The 6,423-nt window shown below is 74.6% G+C and carries 3 protein-coding genes and 1 riboswitch; of the genes, 2 read left to right on the plus strand and 1 reads right to left on the minus strand.

Annotated elements, in window-relative coordinates:
- Positions 1–265 precede the first annotated feature (265 nt).
- Positions 266–895, plus strand: coding sequence for a hypothetical protein (locus D476_RS38835; RefSeq protein ID WP_017623460.1), 630 nt, complete (start codon positions 266–268; stop codon positions 893–895).
- A 106-nt stretch (positions 896–1,001) separates the two neighbouring features.
- On the opposite strand, the gene D476_RS0108190 is transcribed toward D476_RS38835, so the two are convergent.
- Positions 1,002–1,544: a hypothetical protein gene (locus D476_RS0108190; protein ID WP_026123344.1), complete on the minus strand. Its 543-nt coding sequence runs from the start codon at positions 1,542–1,544 to the stop codon at positions 1,002–1,004.
- A 95-nt stretch (positions 1,545–1,639) separates the two neighbouring features.
- Positions 1,640–1,783: riboswitch (cobalamin riboswitch) on the plus strand.
- 64 nt (positions 1,784–1,847) lie between these two features.
- On the opposite strand from D476_RS0108190, the gene cobN reads away from it, so the two are divergent.
- Complete coding sequence (gene cobN / locus D476_RS0108195; RefSeq protein WP_017623462.1) at positions 1,848–5,672, plus strand: cobaltochelatase subunit CobN; 3,825 nt, start codon at positions 1,848–1,850, stop codon at positions 5,670–5,672.
- Positions 5,673–6,423 lie beyond the last annotated feature (751 nt).

Here is a 6,423-nt window from a genome sequence, read left to right on the forward strand (position 1 = left end):
TCCGCCCGCGCCGTCCGTTCCCGTGTCGCCCGATGCCGTTTCGCGTACGGCTTCCGGGCACGGGGCCGACCCGGGTGCGGCCTGTGGACGACGGGTGGCGGCCGTCGCCGTCCCGCTCTAACGTGGGGGCGACCGGTGGCGGACCGGGGACACGGGCCAGTACGACTCATGTGCTTCGCGGACACGGCCCTCGAGGGAATGCGGCCGCCACGCCCTCCGGACGCGCGTCCGGAGGTTCCCTCGGCCCGTGACCACGGAGGTCCCCATGAGCGCCGACCATGCGACAGTCCACAAGCAGGAGCGGAACGGGGAACAGCCCCCGGAGCACGACGACCTGGACGGCGGTGCCGTGCCGGTCGCCGCCGGGTCCGGTGAAGCCCCCCACCGCGTCGGGTCCGAAGGCCCTGCCGGGCCCACCGGGGCCGTGGCGTCCACCGGGCCCGCAGGGGCCTCGGACCCCTCGGACCCCTCGGAGCCCGCCGCTCTCGCCTCTTCTCCCGGCCCGGCCGCCCCCGCGCCGGAGCACCGGGTCGTCCTCGACCTCGACCCGATGACCCACGCCGAGCTGCGGCGCGCAGCGCGCGGGCGGACCGTGGAGTCCTACCTGTACGTCATCGCCGGGCGCTACGCCCGCTGGAGCGAGATGCGCGACTGGCTCGGCCGCCTGGAGGCCTGCTACGGCCCCCTGCCCGCCGAGGCCCTGGAACGCGTCCACCGGCGGATGCTCGGCCTGTCCCAAGTGCGCGGCGCCGGGAACACCCTCAGCGTTGCCTTCTCCGACGAGGAGTTCGCCGCCCTGGAGGAGGCCGCCGAGGGCCGTCCCCTGGCGCCCTTCGTGCGTGAGACCGTCATCGACCGCCTCACCAGCACCGACGCCGCCGTCCAGCGCCGCTGAGCGCGCGGTTCCGGAGCGGCCCGCCCCGAGCGTGGGCCGCTCCGGGCCTACGGCCGTACGGCCGTGCCGCCCCGCTGCGGGGCGGCACAGCGGGCCTCACCGCCGCCTACATCGCCGACAGCGACCGGACATAGTTCACCTGCTGGGTGACCTGGTACATGGTCTCCGGCCGACGCGCCGGGATCACGGTCGCGTACTGCGCCCTGCCGTTGGACACCGACACCTGGATGTTGCCGGTCGTCACCTTCTCCTTCATCGTCAGGAAGAACAGGCCCAGCAGGCCCAGCCCGCAGAACCAGACGAACAGCACGATGGAGCCGATGGTCAGCACGAGCCCGGTGGAGGACAGCTTCTCCTCCACGTGGCTCATGTCGGTCACGGTCCACACCGCCCCCTGGATGGGGAACCGGCCCGAGGGGGTGATCACCTCGCTCTGTGTGACGGAGATGTCCCCGATCGAGGTGAGGACCGGCTCGGCCGAGGCCTGCTGCGGGAGGGCGTCCCACCCGCCTGTGCCCGCCGGGACGATCTCGCCGTGGGCCTGGGGGAACCCCTCTCCGGGGTAGGGCTGCTGCGCCCCGTAGGCCTGATCGGCCGGCCTGCCGTACGGGTCGCCTGGGCCCATGGGGGGCTGGGGGTATTGGGTCATGCACCGATTGTTGCAAAACCTGAGTCCTTACCGGGGCGTACAACCCTGGCCGGGCCCGGTCCCGCCGCTTCTGCGAAGATGGGGCTGCGCCGCTGAGGAACACGGACCCCCGCCCGAGCGGGGTGCGAAGCCGTGGCTGTCCCGCAACTGTGAGGGAGGAGCCCGCCCCGACGCAGGCCACTGCCGGTCCGCCGGCGGGAAGGCACGGGGCCGGGCGTCGAAGCCCGAGCCAGGAGACTCCGCGGCGCCCGAAGACCGCTCGGTACCGGGGCGCGGACCCCGGCTCGACACGAAGGGCCACGCGTGGCAACGATCCTGCTGCTGTCCACCGCGGACACCGAACTCCTCGCCGCGCGCGCCGCGGAGGCGGGCTACCGGACCGCCAACCCGGCGCGCACCCCCGCATCCGAGGTCCCCGCACTGCTCGACGGCGCCGACGTCGCGGTGGTGCGCCTGCTCGGCGGCAGCGAGGCATGGAAGGAGGGGCTGGAGGCGCTGCGCGCGAGCGGCGTCCCGCTGGTCGCCCTCGGCGGGGAGGCCGCCCCCGACGCGGAGATGATCGCCCTGTCCACGGTCGCCTCCGGCGTGGCCACCGAGGCCCACGCCTACCTGGCCGAGGGCGGCGTGGGCAACCTCCGCGAGCTCGCCCGGTTCCTGTCCGACACCGTGCTCCTCACCGGCGACGGGTTCGCCCCGCCGGAGAAGATGCCCGAGTACGGGGTGCACCGGCTGCCCTGGCGGGACGAGGACGACCCCGCCCCCGAGCCGGGCCGCCCCACCGTCGCCGTGGTCTTCTACCGGGCGCACGAGCTGGCGGGCAACACCGGGTTCGTGGACACCCTGTGCCGCGCGGTCGAGGACGCGGGGGGCCACCCCCTGCCCGTCTACTCCGGCTCCCTGCGCGGCCTGGACGCCGACAACACTCCCGGCCTGTTCGCCCTGCTGGGCCGCGCCGACGCGGTGGTCACCACGGTGCTGGCCGCCGGGGGAGCGGTGGCCGCCGACGCCAGCGGCGGCGGCGACGAGGACGCCTGGAACGCCGGGGCCCTCGCCGCCCTCGACGTGCCGGTGCTGCAGGGCCTGGTGCTGACCTCCACCCGCGAGCAGTGGCAGGCCTCCGACGCCGCGCTCACCCCCATGGACGCGGGCATGCAGGTCGCCATCCCCGAGTTCGACGGCCGCCTGATCACCGTCCCGTTCTCCTTCAAGGAGGTCGGCGAGGCGGGCATCGCCGTCTACCGCGCCGACCCCGAGCGGGCCGCCCGCATCGCCGGGACCGCCGTGGCCCACGCCCGGCTGCGCTCGGTCCCGCACGCCGACCGCCGCCTGGCGGTGGTGCTCTCCTCCTACCCCACCAAGCACTCCCGGGTCGGCAACGCCGTCGGCCTGGACACCCCCGCCTCCGCGGTGCGCCTGTTCCGGCTGCTCGCCGAGCGCGGGTACGACCTGGGCGCCGACGACGCGCTGTGGCGGGTGCCCGCCCCCGAGGAGGGGCGCCGCGAGGACGACGGCGACCCGCTCATCCACGCCCTCATCGCCGCGGGCGGGCACGACGTGGAGTGGCTGAGCGAGGAGCAGCTCGCCGCCGCCGAGGTGCGCGTGCCCCTGGACGACTACCGCCGCTGGTTCGAGGCCCAGCCGGAGGCGCTGCGCGAGGCGGTCCGCGGCCACTGGGGCGACCCGCCCGGTGAGCTGTACGTCGACGACTCCCGCGGCCGCCCCGAGATCGTGCTGGCCTCGCTGCGCTTCGGCAACGTCGTCCTGATGATCCAGCCGCCGCGGGGCTTCGGCGAGAACCCGATCGCCATCTACCACGACCCCGACCTGCCGCCCTCGCACCACTACCTGGCCGCCTACCGGTGGATGGAGGCCGCCCCCTCGGACGGCGGCTTCGGCGCCCACGCCGTGGTGCACCTGGGCAAGCACGGCACCCTGGAGTGGCTGCCCGGCAAGGGCCTGGGCATGGCGGCCGAGGACGCGCCCGACGCGGTGCTGGGCAACCTGCCGCTGGTCTACCCGTTCATCGTCAACGACCCGGGGGAGGGCACCCAGGCCAAGCGGCGCGGCCACGCCACCGTGGTCGACCACCTGGTGCCGCCCATGGCGCGCGCCGACACCTACGGCGACATCGCCAAGCTGGAGCAGCTCCTCGACGAGTACGCCATGGTCAGTGAGCTCGACCCGGACAAGGCGCCGACGGTGCGCGCCCAGATCTGGACCCTGATCAAGAGCGCCGAGCTGCACCACGACCTCCACCAGGAGGAGATGCCGGGCGAGGACGACTTCGACGACTTCGTCATGCACGTCGACGGCTACCTCTGCGAGATCAAGGACGTGCAGATCCGCGACGGCCTGCACATCCTGGGCGCCGCCCCGCAGGGCGAGTCCCGGGTCAACCTGGTGCTCGCGGTGCTGCGCGCCACCCAGGTGTGGGGCGGCCGCGCGGGTGCGCTGCCGGGGCTGCGCGCGGCCCTGTCCCGCCGCTTCGGGCTCGACGAGAAGGAGCTGCTGGCCGAGCCGGGGGCCCGGGTGGAGGTCCCCGGGGAACTGACCGCCCTGGCCGAGGGGCCCGCCCGCACCGCATCCGATGCCGTGGACCTGATCGAGGCGCTGGCCCGGGGCATGGTCGAGCGGATGGAGGAGGACGGCTGGGCGCCCGAGAGGGCGGGGAACGCCGTCGCCGCGGTGCTCGGCGGTGCGGCCGCCGAGGGGGGTGCCGCCGATGGTGCGGCCGATGGTGCGGCCGCGGACGCCGGTGCCTCCGAGGCGGTCGCCGACATGGTGCGGGTGCTGGAGTTCGCAGCCGAGGAGGTGGTGCCCCGCCTGGACGCCACCGGCGCCGAGATCGACGCCGTGCTGCACGCCCTGGACGGCGGGCACATCCCCGCCGGGCCGTCCGGGTCGCCCACGCGCGGGCTGGTCAACGTGCTGCCGACCGGCCGCAACTTCTACTCGGTCGACCCCAAGGCGATCCCGTCGCGCAACTCCTGGGAGGTGGGCCAGGCCCTGGCCGACTCGCTGGTGGCGCGGCACCTGGCCGACACCGGCGACTACCCGCGCTCGGTGGGGATCACCGTGTGGGGCACCGCCGCCATGCGCACCCAGGGCGACGACATCGCCGAGGTGCTGGCACTGCTGGGGTGCCGTCCGGTGTGGGACGACGCCTCCCGCCGCGTCACCGGGTTCGAGGTGGTGCCGCTGGAGGAGCTGGGCCGCCCCCGCATCGATGTGACCCTGCGCGTGTCCGGCTTCTTCCGGGACGCGTTCCCGCACGTCATCGGGTTGGTGGATGACGCGATCGCGGCCGTGGCGGCGCTGGAGGAGCCCGCCGAGTCCAACTTCTGCCGTGCCCATGCGGCCGCCGACCACGCCGAGCACGGCGACTGGCGCCGCGCCACCACCCGCATCTTCGGCTCCAAGCCGGGCGCCTACGGCGCGGGCCTGCTCCCGCTGATCGACGCCCGGAACTGGCGCGACGACGCCGACCTGGCCGAGGTGTACGCGGTGTGGGGCGGCTACGCCTACGGCCGCGGCCTGGACGGCGCCGAGGCCCGCACCGACATGGAGGCCGCCTTCCGCCGCATCTCGGTGGCGGCCAAGAACCAGGACACCCGCGAGCACGACATCGTCGACTCCGACGACTACTTCCAGTACCACGGCGGCATGGTGGCGATGGTGCGCCGCCTGACCGGCGAGTCCCCGGCCGCCTACATCGGCGACTCGGCGGTTCCGGAGCAGGTCAAGACCCGCACCCTGGGGGAGGAGACCCGCCGGGTGTTCCGGGCGCGCGTGGTCAACCCGCGGTGGATCGCCGCGATGCGCCGCCACGGGTACAAGGGCGCGTTCGAGCTGGCGGCGACGGTGGACTACCTGTTCGGCTACGACGCCACGGCCGGTGTGGTGGACGACTGGATGTACCGGACGCTGGCCGAGACCTACGTGTTCGACCCGGAGAACAGCGAATTCCTGGAGGGGTCGAACCCGTGGGCGCTGCGGGGCATCTCCGAGCGCCTGCTCGAAGCGGCCGACCGGGGTCTGTGGGCCGAGCCCGACAAGGAGGTCCTGGACCGCCTGAGGGAGACCTACCTCCGCCTTGAGGGGGACCTGGAGGGCGACGACGAGGACTGAGGGGAGGCTTCGGCCGATTCCGCGCCGCTGGTCCCGTCGGTCCCGCTGCCCCCGCCGCCCCGCGGGGTCCGGGGAGGGGCGACAGAGCAGGTCCCCCACCCGCGGTCCCCGTCCGAGCGGCGGGGCAGCGGTGGCCGGACGGAGAGGCGGCGACGACAAGAGGCGGCGCCCCGACCTGCAGCGTTGTCGGCCGTCGGGCGTGGACATGGTCGCTGGAGGGGCGGCGACGGCATGAGCGGGGCGGTTCCCGGGCCCTGCTTGCCGGGCGGCGGGTTCCTTGTGGTTCGGGTGGGCGGCGGCTGGGCTGGTGCCCCGCTCGCGGGCTTCGGCCGGGTGGCGGGCCATCGGAGCGCAAGGAAGAAAGCGGCGACGAGGACAGGTCGGCGGCCCCTTCCTGCAGCGCTGTCGGGTGCCGGGCGTGCGGGCGGTCACCGTGTTGGGCGGCGACGGGGTGAGCGGGGCGGTTCCCGGGCCCTTCCTGCCGTCCGGCGGGTTCCTTGTGGTCGGGGTGGGTGGCGCGGTGGGGTGGGCGGGTGGTCGTCCGCGCTCGTGGCGTCCGCCGGGCCGGTGCGCCCTCTCCCGCGTTGATCTCGGGGATGTCGGCCTTGAACACTAGAAACCACCGCCGGAATGACAGCACCCTTGTCGAGATCATCGCGGAGGAGCCGCCGGTGTGGGGCGTATCGGGCACAACGGGCGCGCGGGGAGGGGGCGGTGATCCTGTGCGGTGGGATCGCCGCCCGGCCGCCCC

The organism is Nocardiopsis chromatogenes YIM 90109 (genome assembly GCF_000341185.1).
Lineage (GTDB): Bacteria > Actinomycetota > Actinomycetes > Streptosporangiales > Streptosporangiaceae > Nocardiopsis_A > Nocardiopsis_A chromatogenes.

Excerpts from the sequence above, each read along its gene's own strand:
- D476_RS38835 (WP_017623460.1), top strand. The coding sequence starts at position 266 with ATGAGCGCCGACCATGCGACAGTCCACAAGCAGGAGCGGAACGGGGAA.
- D476_RS0108190 (WP_026123344.1), bottom strand. The coding sequence starts at position 1,544 with ATGACCCAATACCCCCAGCCCCCCATGGGCCCAGGCGACCCGTACGGC.